This window comes from Ramlibacter tataouinensis, assembly GCF_001580455.1.
GTDB lineage: Bacteria > Pseudomonadota > Gammaproteobacteria > Burkholderiales > Burkholderiaceae_C > Ramlibacter > Ramlibacter tataouinensis_B.
In genome coordinates this window covers 4,299,107-4,317,294 of record NZ_CP010951.1, presented here as the reverse complement: position 1 = coordinate 4,317,294, position 18,188 = coordinate 4,299,107, and the positions used below count along the sequence as shown (strand labels likewise).

Below are 18,188 nucleotides of genomic sequence, written 5' to 3'. Positions count from 1 at the left end.
ATGCTGCACTGCACCAAAACGGCAAGCCGGGGTCAGCGCAGGAAGATTCACCCTCACTCACCATTGGAGAATTACATATGCTGACCGCTGAACAAGTCCTCGCCTCCCAAAAAGCCGGCGTCGAAACCCTCTTCGGCCTGACCAACAAGGCCTTCGAAGGCGTCGAGAAGCTCGTCGAGCTGAACATGACCGCCGCTCGCGCCGCCATGGCCGAAGCCGCCGGCACCAGCCAAGCCATCCTGAGCGTCAAGGACGCCCAGGAACTGGTGGCCCTGCAAGCCTCGCTGTTCCAGCCCCTGGCCGAGAAGACCGTGGCCTACAGCCGTCACCTGTACGAAATCGCTTCCGGCACCGGCAGCGAGTTCGGCAAGGCGATCGAATCGCAAGCCACCGAAGCCCAGAAGAAGTTCATGGCCCTCGTGGACAACGCCGCCAAGAACGCACCGGCTGGCAGCGAAACCGCCGTCGCCGTGTTCAAGAGCGCCGTTGCCGCCGGCAACAACGCCCTGGAATCCGTGCAAAAGGCCGTCAAGCAAGCCGCTGACGTCGCCGAAGCCAACATCCAGGCCGTCTCGGCCCAGGCCGTGAACGCCACCAAGACCAGCTCGCGCAAGCGCTAACCAGGTCTTGAAGCCAGGCATCCTGCCCCCAGCTGTGGGGTAGGAGCTCTACAAAATCCGACGAACCTCCGCGACACTTTCGTATCGATCGAAGTTTCTCCAGGTTGTCTCCTCGGGTCCTTTCGACACCCTCTAGGGTTCAGGGATCCCTTAGCCCCGATGCTTGCATCGGGGCTTTTTTATTGCGCCCCACGGGCGAGGGAGCGTAGCGACGCTCGCCTCGATGCTTGCATCGGGGCTTTTTTATTTGCGCCCCTTGGGCCCAGCAGTTCAGCCATCCCGGTTGCAGCCGTTCCGGTTTCAGGAAAAGCCAACCGCCGTGCATGAGCCTGTCCGACGGCGCCGGCATTGCCCCCGGCATAATTGACGCTTACGTCAACGTCAATGCAGGAGCATTCATGGAAATCAAGGGCAAGGTCTTCATCGTCACCGGGGGCGCTTCCGGGCTGGGTGAAGGCACGGCGCGCATGCTGGCGGCCAACGGCGGCAAGGTCGTCATCGCCGACATGCAGGCCGACAAGGGCGAAGCGATCGCCAAGGAGATCGGCGGGGCCTTCGTCAAGTGCGACGTGAGCCAGGAAGCCGATGGCCAGGCGGTGGTGGCCAAGGCCGTTTCCATGGGCAAGCTGATGGGGCTGGTCAACTGCGCCGGCATCGCGCCGGCCGAGAAAACCGTGGGGAAGAACGGCGCCCACAACCTGGGCCTCTACACCAAGACCATCATGGTCAACCTGGTGGGCAGCTTCAACATGATCCGGCTGGCGGCCGACGCGATGAGCAAGAACGAGCCCGAGTCCACCGGCGAGCGCGGCTGCCTGATCTCGACGGCTTCGGTCGCGGCCTATGACGGACAGATCGGCCAGGCCGCGTACAGCGCGTCCAAGGGCGGCGTGGTGGGCATGACGCTGCCGATCGCGCGCGACCTTGCGCGCAATGGCATCCGCAACATGACCATTGCCCCCGGCATCTTCGGCACGCCCATGATGTTCGGCATGCCCAAGGAAGTGCAGGATTCGCTGGCCGCTTCCGTGCCCTTCCCCTCGCGCCTGGGCACCCCGGAAGACTACGCCAAGCTCGCCAAGCACATCTTCGAGAACGACATGCTGAACGGCGAAGTGATCCGCCTGGACGGTGCGATCCGCCTGGCACCCCGCTGATCCTGTGACTACGATGCATCTCCCGGCGGCCTTCGGGGCCCCGGCCGAGGAGATGCGATGAAGACCAGGCTCTCGCTGCTGTTCGCAGCCTGGCTGCTCGCCGCCTGCGCGAGCGCCCCTTCCGGCTCCGACCTCAACTACGCCATCCCCGACCAGCCGGAAGGCTCGTCGGGCTTCAGCGCCAAACCCGGCTGGGCCACCAGCCGGTTCGCGGTCGCCGCCGCGAACCCGCTGGCAACGGACGCCGGCTACCAGATCCTCAAGGCCGGCGGCTCGGCCGTCGACGCCGCCATCGCGGTTCAGATGGTGCTGTCGCTGGTGGAGCCCCAGTCCAGCGGCATCGGCGGCGGCGCCTTCCTGCTGCACTTCGACGGCAAGGAGGTCGAGGCCTTCGACGGCCGCGAGACGGCGCCGGCCGCTGCGGACGATAGGCTGTTCATCGGCGCCGACGGCAAACCCCTGGCCTTCAACGAGGCCGTCGTCGGGGGACGCTCGGTGGGCGTGCCCGGCGCAGTGCGCATGCTGGAGGCGGCGCACCGCCAGCACGGCCGCCTGCCCTGGGCGACCCTGTTCCAGCCGGCCATCACGCTGGCCGACCAGGGCTTCAAGGTCAGCATCCGGCTGAACACGCTGGTCAAGGCGGACGCCCACCTGAAGAAGGACCCGGTGGCCGCGGCCTATTTCTATCGCGCGGATGGCCAGGCGCTGGAAGTCGGCCAGGTGCTGCGCAATCCGGAACTGGCCGCAGTGCTGCGCAAGATCGCGGCCGAAGGCTCCAAGGGGCTGCTCGAAGGCGAGGTGGCACAGGCCATCGTGAACAAGGTGCGCTCGCACCCGACCAATCCCGGCCGGCTCTCGCTGGCGGACCTGGCCAACTACCAGCCGAAGAAGCGGGCGCCGATCTGCCACGACTATGCTGCGCGCGGCAAGGACTACCGGATCTGCGGCTTCCCGCCGCCCGGTTCCGGCGCGATCGCGGTCGGGCAGATTCTCGGCATCCTGAACCACACGCCGGCCGCCGGCATGGCGCTCACCAGCGGCATGGGCGGCACGCCGGGGACGACCGGGCCCGTGCCAAGCGCGGACTGGCTTCACCTGTACACCGAAGCGGCGCGCCTGGCCTTCGCGGACCGCGGCCAGTACGTGGCCGATCCCGATTTCGTCCAACCGCCGGCCGGCAGCTGGATGAGCCTGCTGGCCCCAGCCTACCTGGAAGCGCGCGCGAAGCTGATCGACGCTTCCCCCGCCGGCCAGAGCATGAAGACCGCCAGGCCCGGAACACCCGGGACGCCCGGGGCTGCCCGGAGCGCCCACGCGCCCATGCCCGAGCAGGTGGAACACGGCACCTCGCACATCAGCATCGCGGATGCGTACGGCAATGCACTGGCGATGACCACGACGATCGAGGACCAGTTCGGCGTCCGGCAGATGGTGAGCGTCAAGGGCGGCCCCGGCGGCTTCATGCTGAACAACGAGCTCACCGACTTCAGCTTCGCGCCCGCCGACGCCCAGGGCCAGCCCATCGCCAACCGCGTGCAGCCGGGCAAGCGGCCCCGCTCCTCGATGGCGCCCACGCTGGTGTTCGACAAGGCCACCGGCCAGTTCGTGATGAGCGCCGGCAGCCCGGGGGGCGCGATCATCATCCACTACACCGCGAAGGCGCTGTACGGGGTGCTCAACTGGGGGCTGAACGCGCAACAGGCCATCGACCTGCCCAACTTCGGCTCGCTGAACGGCCCGACCCTGCTGGAGGAGCAACGCTTCCCGCCGGCGCTGGTCGATGCACTGCGAAGGCGCGGTGCGGAAGTGCGCGAGCAGAGCATGACGAGCGGCCTGCAGGCGATCCAGAAGACCCCCACCGGCCTCTTTGGCGGCGCCGACCCGCGACGCGAAGGCGTGGTGAGCGGGGAATAGGCCGACCTAGGGCTTCAGGGGCTGGCTGTCGGTTGGCTGCGGCAAGCCGATGCGTTCGTACTCCGAGATCACCTGCGCGCCCAGCAGCAACAGGCTGGCACCGATCTCCAGGCTGAACAGGACCACGATCGCGGTGGTGAGCGATCCGTACACCACGTTCACCTGCGACAGCGTGCTGAAGTACCACACCAGCACATGCCGCGTGATCTCCCACAGCAGCGCGGCCGTCGCGCCGCCGATCAGGGCATGCCGCCACGACAAGTGCCCCACCGGCATCACCATGTACAGCGAGGTGAGCACGAAGATCTCGCCGGCAAACCCCAGCAGGTACAGCAACACGCCCGACACGCCCTTGAGCGACCACTCATGGCCCAGGAGGTCGATGCTCTCCTGCCCCAGGGCCTGCAGGCTGCCCGCCACCAATGTGACGATCAGCACCCCGAAGCCCAGGCACAGGATGTAGGCATAGGGCAGCACGGCCGAGACGAGGTAGCGGCGCTTCCGGATGGCGAAGCGGTGCAGGAAGATGACCGCCATCGCGTTCTCGAGCACGGTGAAGGCGAGCGAGCTGAAAAACAGCATGGTGCCCAGCAGCAACCAGCCCACCACCTCGCGGTGGTCCAGGAAGTTGCGCAGCTCGCCGATGATCGCCCCCGACTGGCCGGGGATCAGCCACTCGAGATAGCGGCCCAAGGTGCTGAGCAGTTCCATCCGGTCGATCACGTGCGACAGCGCGATCACCGTCAGGATCAGGAGCGGCACCACCGAGAGCAGCGCGTAGTACGCCACCGCGCCGGCCAGCAGCAGTCCCTGGTTCTTCTTGAATGCCTTGAGCACGCGCCAGGCGAAGGCGCCCGGACTCTTCAGCACGTAGGCGGCACTCGGGCTGACGACGACCATCAGCCCATTTTGCTAGCTCCTAGACGTCGATGGCTTTGGCCGAGCCGGCCTGCTTGCGCAGCTCGAACTTCTGGATCTTGCCGGTCGAGGTCTTCGGCAGCTCGCCGAACACGACGGCCCGCGGCACCTTGAAGCCCGCCAAGTGCTTCTTGCAGTGCGCCACGATCTCCTCGGCCGTGACGCTGGCGCCGGCCTTCAGCTCGATGAAGGCACAGGGCGTCTCGCCCCACTTCGGATCGGGCTTCGCGACCACCGCGGCCGCCAGCACGGCCGGATGGCGGTAGAGCGCGTCCTCGACCTCGATCGAGGAGATGTTCTCGCCGCCGGAAATGATGATGTCCTTGCTGCGGTCCTTGATCTTGATGTAGCCGTCGGGGTACTGCACCGCGAGGTCGCCGGTGTGGAACCAGCCGCCCTCGAACGCCTCCTGCGTCGCCTTCGCGTTCTTCAGGTAGCCCTTCATGGTGACGTTGCCGCGGAACATGATCTCGCCCATGGTCTCGCCGTCCAGGGGCACGGGCTGCAGGGTCTGCGGATCCAGCACGCGGGCGTCTTCCTGCAGGTGGTAGCGCACGCCCTGGCGGGCGTTCAGGCGCGCGCGCTCGCCGATGTCCAACGCGTTCCACTCGTCATGCTTCGGACAGACTGTCGCCGGCCCATACACCTCGGTGAGGCCATAGACGTGCGTGATGTCGAACCCGAGCCGCTCCATGCCTTCGATCATCGAAGCCGGCGGCGCAGCGCCCGCCACCATCGCCTTCACCCCCTTTGGAAGTCCCTGCTTCATTTCGTCGGGAGCGTTCACCAGCATCCCGTGCACGATGGGCGCGCCGCAGTAGTGGGTGACGCCGTGCGCCTTGATCGCGTCGGTGATCGCCTGCGCCTCCACGCGCCGCAGGCACACGTTCACGCCCGCGCGGGCCGCCAGTGTCCAGAGGAAGCACCAGCCGTTGGCGTGGAACATGGGCAGCGTCCAGAGATACACCGGGTGCTTGGGCATGTCCCACTCGAGGATGTTGGAGATCGCATTCACCGCCGCGCCACGGTGGTGATAGACCACGCCTTTCGGGTTGCCCGTGGTGCCGCTGGTGTAGTTCAGCGCAATCGCGTCCCACTCGTCCTCGGGCAGGCGCCACGCAAACTCCGGATCGCCCGCGGCGACGAATTCGTCATAACTCAGCGCGCCGATGCGTTCGCCGGGCCCGCCGAACAACTCGTCTGCGACGTCGATCACCAGCATTTCGCGCCCAGACTTGCGCAGCGCCAGCGCCTTCTTCATGACGGGCGCAAACTCCGGATCGACAATCACGACCCTGGCCTCACCGTGGTCCAGCATGAAGGCGATGGTTTCCGGATCCAACCGCGTGTTGAGTGCGTTCAGCACCGCCCCGCTCATCGGAATGCCGAAGTGCGCCTCCACCATGGGCGGCGTGTTGGGCAGCATCACCGCGACCGTGTCACCCCTGCCCACCCCGTGCGCGGCCAGCGAGGCCGCCAACTGCCTGCACCTGGCATACAACTGCGCCCAGGTGCGGCGCAGCCCGCCATGCACCACAGCCAGTTGCTGCGGGTAGATTTCCGCTGCTCTGGCGATGAAGGACAGCGGCGAAAGCGGCGTGAAGTTCGCTTCGTTGCGCGGCAGATCCTGGTCGAAAATGGAGGGCATGGGGTTCTCCATGTTGTTGTGACTGGCTGCTAGCGTAAGCTCTTTTGAACTAAAAAATGCACTAGGTAAGAATACTTGCGATGTCCATTCCACAGGCATTCATCCAGGACCTGCTGGCCCGCGCCGACGTGGTGGAGATCGTCGGCCGTTCGGTGCAGTTGAAGAAGAGCGGCGCCAACTTCAGCGGCCTGTGCCCGTTCCATGCCGAGAAGTCGCCCTCCTTCACCGTCAGCCCGTCCAAGCAGTTCTACCACTGCTTCGGCTGCGGCAAGAACGGCGATGCGATCCGCTTCCTGATGGAAAACGGCGGTCTGAGCTTCATCGAGGCGGTCAAGGACCTGGCCGGCGAGTACGGCATGGAAGTGCCCGAAGACGAGACATCGCCCGCCGAACGCGAGCGGGCCGCCAAGCACCGGGAAAAGCAGGCCACGCTCAGCGACGTGCTGGAAAAAGCCGGCGAGGCCTACCGCAAGCACCTGAAGAATTCGCCCCGCGCCGTCGCCTACCTGAAGGGCCGGGGGCTGTCGGGCCAGATCGCCAAGCGCTTCGGCCTGGGCTACGCGCCCGAAGGCTGGCGCAGCCTGGCCAGCGTCTTTCCCGACTACGGCGATGCGCTGCTGGAGGAAAGCGGCCTGGTCATCGCCAACGCCGAGGAAGACAAGCGCTACGACCGCTTCCGCGACCGCATCATGTTCCCGATCCGCAGCGTCAAGGGCGAATGCATCGGCTTCGGCGGACGCGTACTGGGCGATGAGAAGCCCAAATACCTGAACTCGCCGGAAACGCCGGTGTTCAGCAAGGGGCGCGAGCTGTACGGCCTGTTCGAGGCCCGCAACGAGCTGCGCGAGCAGGGTTTCGTGCTGGTGACCGAAGGCTACATGGACGTGGTGGCGCTGGCGCAGCTCGGCTTCGCCAACGCCGTCGCGACGCTGGGCACGGCCTGCACCAGCGAGCATGTGCACAAGCTGTTCCGCTTCACCGAATCCATCGTGTTCAGCTTCGACGGCGACGAGGCTGGACGGCGCGCCGCCCGCAAGGCGCTGGACGTGGCCCTGACTTTCGCCACCGACGTGCGCAGCATCAAGTTCCTGTTCCTGCCCAGCGAGCACGACCCGGACAGCTACATCCGCGAGTTCGGGCGGGACGCCTTCTCGCGCTATGTCAACGAAGCCACGCCGCTCAGCCGCTTCCTGGTCGACGCGGCGCGCGAGGGCTGCGACCTGTCGCAGGCCGAGGGCCGCGCGCACATGGCCGCCAATGCCCGACCCTTGTGGAGCGCGATGCCCGAGGGCGCGCTCAAGCGGCAGCTCTTGTCGGAAATCGCCGGCCTGGTCCAGCTCGACGTGCGCGAGCTGTCTTCGCTCTGGGGCGTGGCCGGCGCGCGCCCGGCCCCGCGTCCTCGCGCCGACAGCCCACCGGCGCCGGCGCGCCGCGCCGGGCGCACCCTGCCTCCCGGCCGCGCCGACCGCGCGCTGCAGATCGCCTTCATGAACCCCGGCGCCTGGGGCGCGCTCAGCAACGATGACCACCACCTGCTGTGCGAGCTCGGCGCGCCCCACGGCGCCCTCTTCGCCTGGCTCGACAGCCATGTGCATGAGCATGGGCCTGAGCCCTGGGAGACCTTGCGAGCCGCGCTGCAGGGTCAGGAGCACGAGGCCTACCTGCTGGACCAGGCGGCCAAGGTGCTGCCCGACATCGAGCACGACCTGGATGAGCTTCGGCAGATCATGCGCAAGGAGCGCGAACGCCTCCTGGACGAGGAGCGGCGCGAATTGTCGGCCCGCGCGGCGACCGATCCGGCCGCATACGAACGGCTCAAGCAGCTCTGGAAAGAGCAAAAAACACCGCCAAGCCCTTGAATTTGCAGGCGAAGGTATAATCTCAGGTTTGCTAGCGGCAAGAGCGACAGCAGCACCTCCGGCCCCGGCCAACCGACGCCCAAGCGCGCGACCGGCCAACGTTTCCGCAAGGACTGCACACCAAATGTTCGCCCACCCATCTTGCCCCTGGTGAAGCTCGGCGCCGCCCGCAGGCTGCGCCGCTTCATCCGTCACCCGCGCCGGGTAGTTTTTGGCGCTATGTGTTTCTGCCCTTCTTGATGCCTAGAGGTATTTCATGCCCGCTCAAAAGTCCGGAAAGCTCGCCAAGCCCGCTGCGAAACCCGTTGCAAAAAAACCGATCAAAGCAGCCAGCCCCGCCAAAGCCAAGCTCAAGGTCGTGAACACGGCCGACAAGCCCATCGCCAAGGCCACCGGCAAGCCCAGCAAGACCGCATCGAAAGTAAAGCCCGTGCCCACCAAGACTGCAGTTAAGTCCACCGAGAAGTCCAGCGCCAAGGAAGAACTGAAGACCAAGGCCACCAAAGTCACCGCCGTCGATGAGCCGGTGAAGAAAAAGCCCGGCCGCCCGCCCAAGGCCGCCACGGCCGACGGTGCCGCCAAGCCTGCCGCCAAGCGCGGCCGCAAGCCGAAGAACGCGGCGGCGGCCGAACCCAAGGCACGCGACGACATGGACATGTCGGACATCGAGGACGATCTGGTTGGCGAAGAAGCGCCGGCGGAGACCGTCGAGAAGGTCAAGCCGCTGCGCATGAAGATCAGCAAGGCCAAGGAACGGGCCTTGATGAAGGAATTCGGCCTGGACGAGACCGTCCTGACCGAAGAGGAAATGCTCAAGCGCCGCCAGCGCCTGAAGACACTGATCAAGCTGGGCAAGACCCGCGGCTACCTGACTCACGCCGAGATCTCCGACCACCTGCCCGACAAGCTGGTCGATGCGGAAACGCTGGAAGTCGTGGTCTCCATGCTCAACGACATGGGCGTGGCCGTGTACGAGCAGACCCCGGACGCCGAGACGCTGCTGCTGACCAACACCGGCCCCACGGCCGCGACCGAAGAGGAAGCCGAGGAAGAAGCCGAAGCCGCCCTGTCCACCGTCGACAGCGAATTCGGCCGCACCACCGACCCGGTGCGCATGTACATGCGCGAGATGGGCACGGTGGAACTGCTCACGCGTGAGGGCGAAATCGAAATCGCCAAGCGCATCGAAGGCGGCTTGCAGGCCATGATGGAAGCCATCTCCGCCTCGCCGGCCACCATCCACGAAATCCTGAAGATGGCCGGGGAGATCCGCGACGGCAAGATCGTGATCTCCACGGTGGTCGATGGCTTCTCGAACCCGAACGAGGCCGACGACTACGTGGCCGAGGAAGACTTCGACGAGTTCGACGCCGACGACGATGACGACGGCAACGGCGGCTCCAAGGCGCTGACCAAGAAGCTCGAGGAACTCAAGTCCCAGGCCCTGGAGCGCTTCGACCGCATCGCGGGCCTGTTCGAGAAGGTGCACAAGGTCTACGAGAAGGAAGGCTGGGGCACGCCCACCTACACCAAGTCCCAGCACGCACTGTCCGAAGAGCTGATGACCATCCGCTTCACGGCCAAGACCATCGAGAAGCTGTGCGACATGGTGCGCGGCCAGGTCGACGACGTGCGCAAGAAGGAGCGCGAGCTGCGCCGCATCATCGTGGACAAGTGCGGCATGCCGCAGGAAACCTTCATCAAGGAATTCCCGCCCAACCTGCTGAACCTGAAGTGGGTCGAGAAGCAGGCCGCCGCCGGCAAGCCCTGGAGCACCGTGATCGCGCGCAACATCCCGCCGATCCAGGAACTGCAGCAGAAGCTGAGCGACCTGCAGTCGCGCGTGGTGGTGCCGCTGGCCGAGCTCAAGGACATCAACAAGCGCATGAACGAGGGCGAGGCATCCTCGCGCGAGGCGAAGAAGGAAATGATCGAGGCCAACCTGCGCCTGGTCATCTCCATCGCCAAGAAGTACACCAACCGCGGCCTGCAGTTCCTGGACCTGATCCAGGAAGGCAACATCGGCCTGATGAAGGCGGTCGACAAGTTCGAATACCGCCGCGGCTACAAGTTCTCGACCTACGCCACCTGGTGGATCCGGCAGGCCATCACCCGCTCGATCGCCGACCAGGCGCGCACGATCCGCATCCCGGTGCACATGATCGAGACCATCAACAAGATGAACCGCATCTCGCGCCAGCACCTGCAGGAGTTCGGCTTCGAGCCTGACGCCGGCATCCTGGCGGCCAAGATGGAGATCCCCGAGGACAAGATCCGCAAGATCATGAAGATCGCCAAGGAGCCGATCTCCATGGAAACGCCGATCGGGGACGACGACGATTCGCACCTGGGCGATTTCATCGAGGACCAGGCCAACACCGCGCCGATCGAGGCCGCCATGCAGGCCGGCCTGCGCGACGTGGTCAAGGACATCCTGGACTCGCTGACCCCGCGCGAAGCCAAGGTGCTGCGCATGCGCTTCGGCATCGAGATGAGCACGGACCACACGCTGGAGGAAGTCGGCAAGCAGTTCGACGTCACCCGCGAGCGCATCCGCCAGATCGAGGCCAAGGCGCTGCGCAAGCTCAAGCACCCGAGCCGCTCGGACAAGCTGCGCTCGTTCATCGATACCCTGTGATCCGCTGAGATCACGTTGCGAAAAAGGCCGGGACTTCCCGGCCTTTTTTTTTCTTGAACCGTTCGTGGCCCGGTCGCAACTCATGTGGGAGGCGGGCGTTGCAGCCCGCGATTCATCTCCCAACTCAACGTGGAAGAACCGCCATGAACTTCAAGTCCAGCTCCACCCGCCCCGCGTCCCTGGCGCTTGCGGCCTTCGCGGCCTCGCTTGTTGTGTTTGCAGGTGCCGCCGCCGCAGGAGCCAATTGCCCGCAAGGAGCGACCTGCAAATGCGTGACGACCGTATTGACCGACTGCACCGCTGGCCCGAACGGAAAGCTGACCTGCACCCGGTCCAATGTGCTGGACTGCACTGTGGTGTCAGGTCCCGGATCAGGGAAGACATCCCTCGTTCAGCCGGCGTTCAGCCCAAGCTTCTCCCCGCTGCAGCGGCGGTGATTTGCGGCCCGGCAATGGGCTGTCGGAACTTGACACCGCCCGCCGCAGCGCTTCAATAAGGGCATCGGCGCTTCATATGGAGGCAGCATGAGATCCCGGGCACGCCTTCTCGGCCATCCGATCCATCCGATGCTGGTGGTCTTTCCGCTGGGCCTGCTGGCCACGGCGGTCATCTTCGACCTGATCTACCTCTTCAGCGGCCGCCAGATCATGGCCGCGGTGTCCTTCTGGATGATGGGTGCCGGCATCGTGGGCGCGCTGGTGGCGGCGCCCTTCGGCCTGATCGACTGGCTGGGCATCCCGCCGGGCACGCGCGCCAAGCGCATCGGCGCGCTGCATGGCGGCGGCAACGTGGCAGTGGCGCTGCTTTTCATCGTCAGCTTCTTCTCGCGCGACGTGGCCTACGCGCCCGGCCTGGGCAGCATGGCCTGCTCGCTCGCCGGCGCGATCCTCGCCCTCTTCACCGCCTGGCTGGGCGGCGAACTGGTCGACCGGCTCGGGGTCGGCGTGGAGGACGACGCGAACCTGAACGCGCCGAGTTCGCTCGCCAGCCGCCAGACCGCGTCACACACGCCGCAGCACGGTTGAACGCGCTCAGAAGGGGTAGTGCCGCGGCGTCGTCTGCAGCGTGATCCAGCGCAGTTCGGTGAACTCGGCAATGCCGGCGCGCCCGCCGAAGCGCCCCATGCCGCTGCCCTTGACGCCGCCGAAGGGCATCTGCGCTTCGTCGTGCACGGTGGGCGCGTTGACGTGGCAGATGCCGGAGTCGATCCGGCGTGCCACGTTGAAGGCGCGCGCCAGGTCGCGCCCGAACACCGCCGCTGACAGCCCGTATTCGTTGTCGTTGGCGCAGGCGATCGCCTCTTCCGTTCCGCGCACGCGCACGATGCCCTTGACCGGGCCAAAACTCTCCTCGTGGTAGATGTGCATGGCCGGCGTCACGTGGTCGACCACGGTCGCCGGCATCAGCGTGCTGTCGGCCTTGCCGCCGCACACCAGCTTGGCGCCCTTGGCCATGGCGTCGGCCAGCAAGGCATTGCAGTGCTCGACCGTGCCCATGCCGATCACGCTGCCCAGCACTACCGGCTCGGGCTTGCGCGGATCGCCCAGCGGCAGCGCCTTGGCCTTGGCCGCGAACTTGCGCACGAACTCGTCGGCCACCTTCTCGTCCACGATGATGCGTTCGGTGCTCATGCAGATCTGGCCGCTGTTGGCGAAGCACCCGAAGGCCGCCGCGTTGACCGCGTCGTCCAGGTCGGCATCGTCCAGGATCACCAGCGGCGCCTTGCCCCCCAGCTCCAGCACGGCCGGCTTGAGGTACTTGGCGCAGGTCTGCGCGATCAGGCGGCCGACGCGGGTGGAGCCGGTGAAGTTGACGCGCCGGACCGCCGGGTGCGACACCATGGCCTCCACCACCGTCGCCGCGTCGCTGGGCGCATTGGTCACGTAGTTCACCACGCCGGCCGGGAAGCCCGCCTCGGCGAAGGCCTCGATGATGAGCTGGTGGGTGCGCGGGCAGTTCTCGCTGCCCTTGAGGATCACCGTGTTGCCGCAGGCCAGCGGCGTCGCGATGGCGCGCACGCCCAGGATGATGGGCGCGTTCCAGGGCGCGATGCCCAGCACCACGCCGGCCGGCTGGCGTACCCCCATGGCCAGCGAGCCGGGGACGTCCGAAGGAATCACTTCGCCGGAAACCTGCGTGGTCAGGGCCGCGGCCTCGCGGATCATGCCGGCGGCCAGCATCACATTGAAGCCGGCCCACATGCCGGTGGCGCCGGTCTCTGCCGCCACCGCTTCCACGAACTGCGGCAGCTTGGCTTCCAGTCGCTCGGCCGCCTTCAGCAGCAGGCTGCGGCGCTCGCCGGGACCGGTTTCGCTCCAGGTGCGGAAGGCCTCGGCCGCGGCCTCCGCCGCCATCAGCGCGTCGGCGGCCGATGCGGCCGGGGCGCGCGTGGCGACCGTGCCGTCGAGCGGATTGCGTCGCTCGAAGACGGCGCCCTTCTCCGCCGTGACCTTCAGGCCGTTGATCAACATGGACATGTCGGACATGGATCTGCTCCTTGATGCTCGTGATGCTCTTGATGCTCGTGATGCTCAGGCGGGCAGCGGCTGCCGCACCGGTATTCGTGTTCGCCCGGCCGCATCGGCCGCGCTCGTGGTGTCGCTCGCGGCCGCGCCCAGGTAGGCCTCGCGCACCACCGTGGAACGAGCCAGCAGCTTGGCGGGGCCACTGGCCACCAGGGTGCCGCGCTCCAGCACGTAGCCGCGGTCCGCCACCGCCAACGCCTTCTTCACGTTCTGCTCGACCATCAGCACGGTGGTGCCGGCATCGGCGATGCGGCGCGCGATCGCCAGCAATTCATCCACCAGGCGCGGTGCCAGTCCCAGCGAGGGCTCGTCCAGCATCAGCAGGCGCGGCGCGCTCATCATCGCGCGCGCCACCGCCACCATCTGCTGCTCGCCGCCGCTCATGGTGCCGGCCAGCTGCGAAGCGCGCTCGCGCAGCTTGGGAAAGTCCTGCAGCACCTGCTCCAGGCGCTCGCGCCGCCGCGCCTTGTCGGCCAGCCAGCCGCCCAGCTCCAGGTTCTCCAGCACCGTCATCTGCGGGAACAGCTGCCGCCCCTCGGGCACCAGCGCCATGCCGCCGCGCACGATCTCGTGCGCCTTCTCCGGCAGGTCCTCGCCGTCGAGCAGCACTTCGCCGCGCCGCGGGATCAGCCCGGCGAGCGCGCGCAGCAGCGTGGTCTTGCCCGCGCCGTTCGGGCCCAGGATCACCGTCAGTCCCGGCTGCACCTCGAAGGCCAGATCGCGCAGCACCAGGAAAGCACCGTAGCCCGCGCTCAGCCCGCGCGCTCGCAGGTGGGCGCGCCGGCCCGCGGCGCCGAGCTCGAAGGGATGGGCGCGGTACCACATCAGGCGGCCTCCTCGGAGACCATCTCGTCGCCCAGGTAGGCCTCGATCACTTCCGGGTTCGCCGTCACCTCGCGCGGCGTGCCGTCGGCGATCTTGCGCCCCTGGTGCAGCACGATCACGCGCTCGACGTGCCGCAGCAAGGTGGTGACCGCATGCTCGATCCACACAACGGTCAGGTCCAGCTCGTCGCGCAGTCGCCGGATCAGGCGCGCCATGTCCTCCAGCTCGGCCTCGGTCAGGCCGGCCGCCACCTCGTCGAGCAGCAGCATGCGCGGCCGCGTCGCCAGCGCCATGCCGATCTCCAGCAGCCGCTGCTGCGAGGGCGTGATGGCGCCGGCAGGCAGCGCGGCCTGCGGCGCCAGGCCGATCAGCTGCAGGATGCGCGGGGCATCGCGCAGGGTCCAGGGCACGCTCGCTTCCTCGCCCCACAGCCAGTACTTGCGTGGCCGGCGGCCGGCGAACTTCAGGCCGAACTCGATGTTCTGCTGCACCGGCAGGTCCGCGAACACGCGCGGCGTCTGGAAGGTGCGCGCCAGCCCGTGGGCGGCGAAGCGGTGCGGCGCGCGGCCGGTCAGGTCCTCGTCTTCCAGCAGCAGGCGGCCGGCGCTGGGCGCCTGCACGCCGGAGATGGCGTTGAAGAAGGTGGTCTTGCCGGCGCCGTTGGGGCCGATGATGCCCACCAGCTCGGCGCGCCGGAAGGCCACGCTGACGTCATCCACCGCGGTGAGTCCGCCGAAGCGCACCGTCACGTTGCGCGCCTCCAGCAGCGGCCGTTGCTGCGCCTCAGTAGCCATAGCGCTGCCTCCGCGCCCTTTCCTTGTCGCGGGCCTTGTCACCGCTCCATACGTAGCGGCGCGCCTTCCACCAGTCCCGGCTGTCGCTCCACCAGGCGCGGAAGGTCTCCCAGCGCAGCGAGGCCAGCCCGCCGGGGAGGTACAGCACGCACAGGATCAGCAGCAGCCCCAGGGTCATCATGTACACCTGCGGCGCCTGCAGCCGCAGGGTCTCGGCCAGCAGGCTGAACACGATCGCCGCGATCAGCGGGCCCCACAGCGTGAGCGCGCCGCCGATCAGCGCGATCAGCACGGTCTGGAAGCCGATGAAGGGGTTGAACACCGTGGGCGGGTCGATGTAGGTCCAACGCACCGACATGGCCGCCCCGACCGCGCCGGCGAAAGCCGCCGTCATCGCGAAGCCGGCGAGCTTGACCCAGCGGGTGTTGACGCCCAGGGTCTGCGCGCGCTGCTCGTCCGCGCCGATGCCGGCCAGCGCCAGCCCGAAGCGGGTGCGCCGCACGACTATGGAAAGCGCCACCGAAGCCAGCGCGACCGCCAGCACCGTCAGGTAGATGGTGTCGCGCGAGGGCACTTCGGTGAGCACCCGTCCGACCGTGCCGGTGACGCTCTTCTCGAAGTAGGTGATCCCGTGCCGGATCAGCTCCGTCATGCCGAAGGTGAGCACCGCGAAATAGGTTCCGCGCAGGTGCAGCACCGCCGCACCCATGACCAGCGCCACGCCAGCCGCGAGCAACGCACCGAGCCCGACCGCCTGCAGCCAGGGCAGCTGGTCCAGGGTGAGCGCGCAGGTGTAGGCGCCGATGCCGAAGAAGGCCGAGGTCGCCAGCGACAGGTAGCGGGTGACGCCGCAGAACAGCGCCCAGCTCGAAGACAGCGCCACGTACATCAGGCAGGTGAGCGCCAGCGACACGATGAACTCGCTGCCCCAGTAAGGCAGCGCGAGCGCCCAGCCGGCGATCATGGCCAGCACCAGCAGGTCGCGCACCAGCAGTTGGCGGGAACTCATCATGCCTTGCGCACCTTCCGTGCGAACAGGCCCTCGGGCCGCAGCAGCAGCACGGCGATGAACACGCCGTAGGACAGCAGCGCCTTCAGCGAGGGATTGGTGTAGTGCATGCCGACCGCCTCGACCACGCCCAGCAGCAGGCCGCCGGCGAGCGCGCCGCCCATGCTGCCGAAGCCGCCCAACGTGATCACGATCAGCGCGGTGACGGTGTAGGGCTCGCCCATGGAGGGCGAGATGGTGTAGGCCATGGACAGCAAGGCGCCGGCGATGCCCGACAGCCCCAGGCCGATGCCGAACATCAGCGGATGCAGCAGCCGGGTGTTGATGCCCACCAGCTGCGCGCCGGTGGGCGACTGCATCAGCGCGCGCACGCCCTTGCCCAGCAGCGTGGTGCGCAACAGCACGATCATCGCCGCGGCGAAGGCCAGGGCCAGCACGAACACCAGCAGCTTGTTGGCGGCAAACTGCGCGCCGCCGAACTTCACCGGCTCGGTCAGGTAGTCGTAGCCGCGCAGGTCGCCGCCCCACATCCAGGACACAAGGTTCTGGACCAGGAACATCAGGCCGAAGGCGACCATCAGCCCGCGCGCCTCGAAGATGTCCAGGTTGGGCGAGGTGGCGGTCAGCCGGCGGAAGCACAGCCAGTGGATCGCCAGCCCCGCGGCCATGAGCAGCACGAAGGACAGCGGCACCATCAGCAGCGGCGAGACACCGAAGCTGGTCTGGAGCATCCAGGTGAGGTAGGCGCCCACCATCAGGAACTCGCCGTGGGCGATGTTCAGGATGCGCATCAGCCCGTACTGCAGGTTCAGGCCGAGCGCGACCAGCGCATAGATGCCGCCCGTGATGAGCCCGGAGGTGAGGAGTTCGAGCCAGGCGCCTAGCGACATGATGCCTTCACTGCGTCGCGCGCGATGGCCGCCGCGCGGCCATCATGCCCGCACCTTACTTCCACGCCGGCTTGTTCGCAATCAGCTTGGCGGTCTCCATCTTGGGCGGCCAGACCACCTCGAACTCGCCGTTCTGCCATTGCCCGACCGACCCCGGTGTCGCGGTGTTCTCGCTGCCGGTGAACTTGATGTCGCCGACGATGGTCTTGTGCGTGGTGTTGGCCACGTAGTCCCGGATCGCCTTGCGGTCCAGGCCCACCCGCTTCACTGCGTTGGTCATGATTTCGAGTCCCGCCCAGCAGTGGCCGCTCGCCCAGCGGTCCGGCTCTTTCTGCGCGCCGAACTTCTTCACGTGCGCATCGAAGTACGCCTTGGCGCCGGGGCTGGTCTTCTGGTTCCACGAGCCCATGCCCAGCACACCCTCGGCGCCGGCGGGTGTCATCACGTTGCGATACAGCTGGAAGGCGGTGCCCACCGAGGCGTAAAAGAACTTCGGATTGAAGGCGATCTCCTTCGCCTGGCGCGAAGCGAGGATGGTGTCCGGCGGGTAGGTGAAGCCGATGAAGGCGTCAGGGTTCTTTTCCTTGATGGAGCGCAGCACCGGCGACAGGTCCTTCACGCCGCCCGGGTAGCTGGTTTCCTGCACCAGCGAGATGCCGCTGCCCGACAGCGCCACCTTGAGCGCGGCGAAGTTCTCCAGTCCGAACAGGTCGTCCACGTAGATCACGGCGGCCGTCTTGGCGCCGCTGGCTTTCAGCAGGTCGACCAGCGCGTCGCACATCGGCTTGGGTTGCTGCAGCAGGAGGAAGAAGTACGGCAACTTCATCTCGACCAGCCGGCGCGACAGCGCGGTCGGCGCCAGGAAGGGATAGCCGAAGCGGTTGGCCAGCGGCGCCACCGCGAAGTTGGCGTTGCTGCCCCAGGGCGGCAGCACCAGGTCGACCTTGTCGCTGCCCATCAGTTTCTCGTAGGTGCGCACGACGGTTTCGACGTCGCTGCGGTCGTCCGAACTGATCAGCTCGATCTGGCGCTTCACCCCCTTCACGTCCAGGCCGCCGGCGGCGTTCTGCTGCTCGGCCCACAGGAGGAAGTTGGGTTCCTGGCTCACCTGGGCGCCGCCGGTCCAGGGACCGGTGCGCGACATCGAGTAGCCCACGCGCACCGGTGCCGACTGCGCCAGCAGCCCGGGCGCCAGGGTGGCAGCTCCGACGGTGGCGGCGGCGCGCTGGATGAACTGGCGGCGGTTCCGGGACAAGCTCAGCAGTGCCATGGGGATCTCCTCAGGATGGGGTTCCTGATGCTAGGAAAGCTTCAGGCGCCCTGCTTTGCTGGCTGGGCACAAAGCGTTTGCCTGCGCGTGCAAGCGGGTTCGGGTTATCCCGCAATCGCCC

The 18,188-nt window shown here is 67.2% G+C and carries 15 protein-coding genes; 7 read left to right on the top strand and 8 right to left on the bottom strand.

Annotated elements, in window-relative coordinates; all coding sequences use genetic code 11:
* The first annotated feature begins 77 nt into the window (after nucleotides 1–77).
* From UC35_RS20010 to UC35_RS20000, 3 genes are all read left to right on the top strand, one after another.
* Entirely contained in the window at nucleotides 78–620 is a 543-nt protein-coding gene (locus UC35_RS20010) for a phasin family protein (protein WP_061502837.1), read from the top strand.
* A gap of 398 nt (nucleotides 621–1,018) precedes the next feature.
* Nucleotides 1,019–1,777 (top strand): 3-hydroxyacyl-CoA dehydrogenase, encoded by a 759-nt coding sequence (locus tag UC35_RS20005; RefSeq protein WP_061502835.1) that lies wholly within the window; start codon nucleotides 1,019–1,021, stop codon nucleotides 1,775–1,777.
* Between the two features lie 57 nt (nucleotides 1,778–1,834).
* Nucleotides 1,835–3,691 (top strand): gamma-glutamyltransferase family protein, encoded by a 1,857-nt coding sequence (locus UC35_RS20000; RefSeq protein ID WP_061502832.1) that lies wholly within the window; start codon nucleotides 1,835–1,837, stop codon nucleotides 3,689–3,691.
* A gap of 6 nt (nucleotides 3,692–3,697) precedes the next feature.
* Here UC35_RS20000 and UC35_RS19995 read toward each other — a convergent pair whose 3' ends face one another.
* Both UC35_RS19995 and UC35_RS19990 read right to left on the bottom strand, forming a co-directional pair.
* A complete protein-coding gene (locus UC35_RS19995; protein ID WP_061502830.1) occupies nucleotides 3,698–4,591 on the bottom strand; it encodes a YihY/virulence factor BrkB family protein in 894 nt (297 codons plus the stop codon).
* Between the two features lie 19 nt (nucleotides 4,592–4,610).
* A complete protein-coding gene (locus UC35_RS19990; protein WP_061502828.1) occupies nucleotides 4,611–6,257 on the bottom strand; it encodes an acyl-CoA synthetase in 1,647 nt (548 codons plus the stop codon).
* Nucleotides 6,258–6,337: 80 nt separating this feature from the next.
* Between UC35_RS19990 and dnaG the strand changes: the two genes are divergently transcribed.
* The 4 genes from dnaG to UC35_RS19975 all read left to right on the top strand — a co-directional run bounded on the left by dnaG (nucleotide 6,338) and on the right by UC35_RS19975 (nucleotide 11,779).
* Nucleotides 6,338–8,116, top strand: a complete 1,779-nt coding sequence (gene dnaG / locus UC35_RS19985; RefSeq protein ID WP_061502826.1) for a DNA primase — start codon at nucleotides 6,338–6,340, stop codon at nucleotides 8,114–8,116.
* Nucleotides 8,117–8,372: 256 nt separating this feature from the next.
* Nucleotides 8,373–10,754, top strand: a complete 2,382-nt coding sequence (rpoD, locus tag UC35_RS19980) for an RNA polymerase sigma factor RpoD (RefSeq protein ID WP_061502825.1) — start codon at nucleotides 8,373–8,375, stop codon at nucleotides 10,752–10,754.
* A 143-nt stretch (nucleotides 10,755–10,897) separates the two neighbouring features.
* Nucleotides 10,898–11,191 carry a hypothetical protein gene (locus UC35_RS23800; RefSeq protein ID WP_145979559.1) on the top strand — a complete coding sequence of 98 codons (294 nt, stop codon included), beginning with the start codon at nucleotides 10,898–10,900 and terminating at the stop codon, nucleotides 11,189–11,191.
* A gap of 87 nt (nucleotides 11,192–11,278) precedes the next feature.
* Nucleotides 11,279–11,779 (top strand): DUF2231 domain-containing protein, encoded by a 501-nt coding sequence (locus UC35_RS19975; RefSeq protein WP_061502822.1) that lies wholly within the window; start codon nucleotides 11,279–11,281, stop codon nucleotides 11,777–11,779.
* A 6-nt stretch (nucleotides 11,780–11,785) separates the two neighbouring features.
* On the opposite strand, the gene UC35_RS19970 is transcribed toward UC35_RS19975, so the two are convergent.
* Genes UC35_RS19970 through UC35_RS19945 form a run of 6 tightly spaced genes read right to left on the bottom strand, consistent with a single transcriptional unit; the run spans nucleotide 11,786 to nucleotide 18,067 of the window.
* Nucleotides 11,786–13,240, bottom strand: coding sequence for an aldehyde dehydrogenase (locus UC35_RS19970; RefSeq protein ID WP_061502820.1), 1,455 nt, complete (start codon nucleotides 13,238–13,240; stop codon nucleotides 11,786–11,788).
* Nucleotides 13,241–13,285: 45 nt separating this feature from the next.
* Entirely contained in the window at nucleotides 13,286–14,104 is an 819-nt protein-coding gene (locus tag UC35_RS19965; protein ID WP_082793408.1) for an ABC transporter ATP-binding protein, read from the bottom strand.
* The gene (locus tag UC35_RS19960; RefSeq protein ID WP_061502817.1) at nucleotides 14,104–14,898 is read right to left on the bottom strand and encodes an ABC transporter ATP-binding protein; all 795 of its coding nucleotides are present in this window, start codon (nucleotides 14,896–14,898) and stop codon (nucleotides 14,104–14,106) included. Before UC35_RS19960 ends, UC35_RS19965 begins: the two co-directional genes overlap by 1 nt.
* Nucleotides 14,888–15,907, bottom strand: a complete 1,020-nt coding sequence (locus tag UC35_RS19955) for a branched-chain amino acid ABC transporter permease (protein WP_061502815.1) — start codon at nucleotides 15,905–15,907, stop codon at nucleotides 14,888–14,890. Before UC35_RS19955 ends, UC35_RS19960 begins: the two co-directional genes overlap by 11 nt.
* Nucleotides 15,907–16,797: a branched-chain amino acid ABC transporter permease gene (locus tag UC35_RS19950; protein ID WP_061502813.1), complete on the bottom strand. Its 891-nt coding sequence runs from the start codon at nucleotides 16,795–16,797 to the stop codon at nucleotides 15,907–15,909. The genes UC35_RS19955 and UC35_RS19950 overlap by 1 nt, the downstream gene beginning before the upstream one ends.
* A 55-nt stretch (nucleotides 16,798–16,852) precedes the next feature.
* Entirely contained in the window at nucleotides 16,853–18,067 is a 1,215-nt protein-coding gene (locus tag UC35_RS19945) for an amino acid ABC transporter substrate-binding protein (RefSeq protein ID WP_061502812.1), read from the bottom strand.
* Between the last annotated feature and the right edge of the window lie 121 nt (nucleotides 18,068–18,188).